This is a genomic window from Brasilonema bromeliae SPC951 (genome assembly GCF_012912135.1).
Taxonomy (GTDB): Bacteria; Cyanobacteriota; Cyanobacteriia; order Cyanobacteriales; family Nostocaceae; genus Brasilonema; species Brasilonema bromeliae.
In genome coordinates, this window is sequence record NZ_QMEB01000096.1 from 3854 (window position 1) to 7347 (window position 3494).

Here is a 3494-nt window from a genome sequence, read left to right on the forward strand (position 1 = left end):
AGATTTACAAAATATTTCTAAAAAGAGAAATCTAGAAAAATCGAATAAATTACTTATTGATGCATACTTGTTACTTTTCAAGCAAATTAGTAAGAGAATCACAGAGCAAGGAGATTTTGCAGAATTTATCATCGAAATTGAAGAGTGTATTAGGGATAGATTACTGTCAATTTTAATAGCAGTTGCAGATGAAGCTAACTCCTACTTAATCTTTGAAACTTTAAATGATAGAGGTCTGGATTTGTCAGTTGCTGACCTACTGAAAAACTATTTATTTTCACGAGCAACTGATAAATTAAAAGATGTACAAAAAAAGTGGGAAGAAATCAATCTTTTAGCAGATAGATTTGAGTTAACCAAGTTTATCCGTCACTACTGGCTATCCAAATATGAACTTGTGACTGAAAAGAATTTATATCGTAAGATAGCAGAGAAAGTGCGTAATTCACTTCAGGTTTTTGATTTTGTTAGCCAGTTGCGGGAAGCTGCTGAAGTTTATGGTGCGTTTGAAAACTCCCAAAGCCATGTTTGGGATTCATATGATTCAGGCTTGAAACAGGATATTGAGCGGCTTAGTCTTTTCAAAGTAAGTCAATGCTATTCAGTTTTAATTGCAGCAAAAGAAAGCTTACCAGATGAGCTTTTTCCAAAAGTTCTAAGGATGATAGTTATTCTTTCGTTTCGGTATAACGTTATCTGTAGTTTGAATCCTAACAAGCTAGAAGCTGCATACAGTAAGACTAGTAAATATATTCAAGAACAAAAGCCAAAATCTGTGAAAGCTATCTTCGAGGAACTAAAAGAATTTTACCCTAGCGATATACATTTCAAAAGAGCATTCGCAGAGAAGATCATAGCAGCAAGCAATGCAAAGCTAGCACGATACATTTTAAGCGAGATTAATCAGCATTACATGGACAGTAAGGAATTGATTGCAAACCCAAACGCAACAGAGTTGAATTTAGAGCATATATTACCTCAAACTCCAAGTGAAAAATGGCTTGTAGAGTTTCCTAAAACTGATTACAATCAATACATTTATAGATTAGGTAACATGACTTTGTTAGATTCGTCTATCAATCGAAAAGTAGGCAATACTTCATTTCAAGACAAATGTGCTACTGCCTTTTCTACATCTCAATTGGAAATTACAAAAGAAATTATAAATTACCGTGTTTGGAGTCCAAAACAAGTTGAAGAAAGGCAAAGCAAAATGGCTGAGGCGGCTTGTCAAATTTGGCGTTTGGGCTACTAGTTTTGCTTAGTAAAAAAGCCTTTATGTATATTTTGTTGAGAGTATTTACGTCAAAATCGCTCCACCCATCAACCGCTCATACCGATACTTCAACTCTTCTTTCATCAAATACCAACGTTCCAAAGTTGCATCTATCTCTATCACCTTTTCCGCTGCTTGTCGCGCCAAAATTAACACTTCCTCATCTTCCACTAAACTCGCCAAGGTAAAATCTGGCACACCTGATTGACGAGTCCCCAAAACTTGCCCAGGACCACGAAAGCGCATATCCATTTCTGAGATGAAAAAGCCATCCTGAGATTGTTCCAAAACCCTCAGACGTTGCTGCGCATCTGAACTTTTGGAACTACTCAGTAAAAGACAATAGGACTTAGCTGCACCTCGACCAACACGTCCCCGGAGTTGGTGCAACTGAGATAAGCCAAATCGCTCTGCATTTTCAATGAGCATAACTGTTGCATTAGGCACATCTACACCCACCTCCACAACGGTGGTGGAAACCAAAATTTGAGTTTCGTTATCGCGGAATTTGGTAATTGCTTCGTCCTTTTCCGCTGAACTCATACGACCATGAAGCAGCCCCACCTGAAACTCTGGAAAGATACTTTCCTGTAACTTTTTATGCTCTTCTACTGCCGATCGCAAATCCAACTTTTCTGATTCTTCCACCAATGGCAAAACTACATAAGCTTGTCGTCCTTGGGCAATTTCCCGGCGAATAAGCTCATAAGCATGGCTACGTTGCTGACCCATGAGCACAGTTGTCTGAATCTTTTGCCGTCCTGGTGGTAACTCATCAATCTGACTCACATCCAAATCCCCGTGTATTGTCAATGCCAAAGTTCGAGGAATCGGAGTTGCTGTCATAGTTAATACATGGGGTTGCTCGCCTTTTTGCTGCAAACGCGCTCGTTGTTCCACTCCAAAACGGTGTTGCTCGTCAATAACAACCAAACCCAATCGCTGAAAGTTTACAGGGTCTTGAATTAAGGCATGAGTTCCCACCAAAAGCGGCAATTCACCCGTTTCTAACTGAGCGTGAATTTGTCGTCTTTTTGCAAGTTTCGTAGAACCAGTCAGTAATTCCACTGGTAAATGCAGGAGGTTAAACCAACTCACTAACTTGCGATAATGCTGTTCTGCCAAAACCTCTGTGGGAGCCATCAGTGCTGCTTGATACCCAGACTGAAGAGCAGCAAGGATAGCAACTACAGCAACAACAGTTTTACCAGAACCGACATCCCCTTGCACCAGACGATTCATTGGTGCAGGTTTTTCCAAGTCATTGAGAATTTCGTTAATGACTCGTTGCTGTGCGTTAGTCAGTTTAAACGGCAAAATTTCGGAAAATTTTTCCAGTAATTGACCTTTTGGGGCAAGAATCGCACTGGTTTGAGTTTCCTTGGCTTTCTGTTGACGTTGGAGTAACCCAAGTTGCAGGTAGAAAAATTCATCGAAAACGAGGCGGCGACGGGCAGCTTGGAGGTTATCGCTGTCTGGGGGAAAATGGATATTATGAATTGCTTCCTTCAATTCCATCAAATTATACTTATCTCGCAGACCGCTAGGCAGTGTATCTTTGAGATGAACAGTAGAAGGTAAAGCAGCAATAACTGCCTGTCGTACCAAATCCGCCCCCACTCCCTCTGTCAGCGGATAAACAGGGACTATCCTACCAATCATTAAAGACTCAATTGTATCTCCTGGATGTCCCAAAACCTCCAGTTCTGGGTCTTCCAACGTTAGACCGTATTTACTTTCTTTCACCAACCCGCATGCTGCTACAATACTACCATTCGGGTAGCGACGCTTGAAACTTTCCTGCCAAGCACGACTGGTATAGCGTGTACCAGCAAAAAATCGGCTGATTTTGATCTGACCCGTCTGATCACGTAGCAGCACTTCTAAAATCGTCAATTTGTTGTTTTTGGGAGTTGTAAAGCAGTTACACCGCTTCACCGTTGCCACTATTGTCACCGTCTCCCCCGCCGTCAACTCCTGAATATTTACCTGACGAGCATAGTCAATATGGTCACGGGGATAATAGGAAAGTAAGTCACGCACAGTGTATAAACCAAGACGTGCTAAATTAGCAGATTTTCTGATGCCTATTTCTGGTAAGTCACTCAACTTTTGGTCTAGATTGGGAGCAAGGTTCCGACTGACTTCAGCAACAATTGGAGATTTTGAGAGTGGAGAGTAGCCAGAAGAATTTTCTTTTGCTCTCCGACTCCCCTGC

2 protein-coding genes are annotated in these 3494 nt (G+C 41.0%); one reads left to right on the top strand and one right to left on the bottom strand.

Annotated elements, in window-relative coordinates; translation table 11 throughout:
• The coding region (locus DP116_RS13745) for a DUF262 domain-containing protein (RefSeq protein WP_211173260.1) at positions 1–1255 on the top strand (1255 nt) is incomplete at its 5' end.
• Between the two features lie 45 nt (positions 1256–1300).
• Here DP116_RS13745 and recG read toward each other — a convergent pair.
• A partial coding sequence (recG, locus tag DP116_RS13750; protein ID WP_246275621.1) for an ATP-dependent DNA helicase RecG occupies positions 1301–3494 on the bottom strand: 2194 nt, incomplete at its 5' end.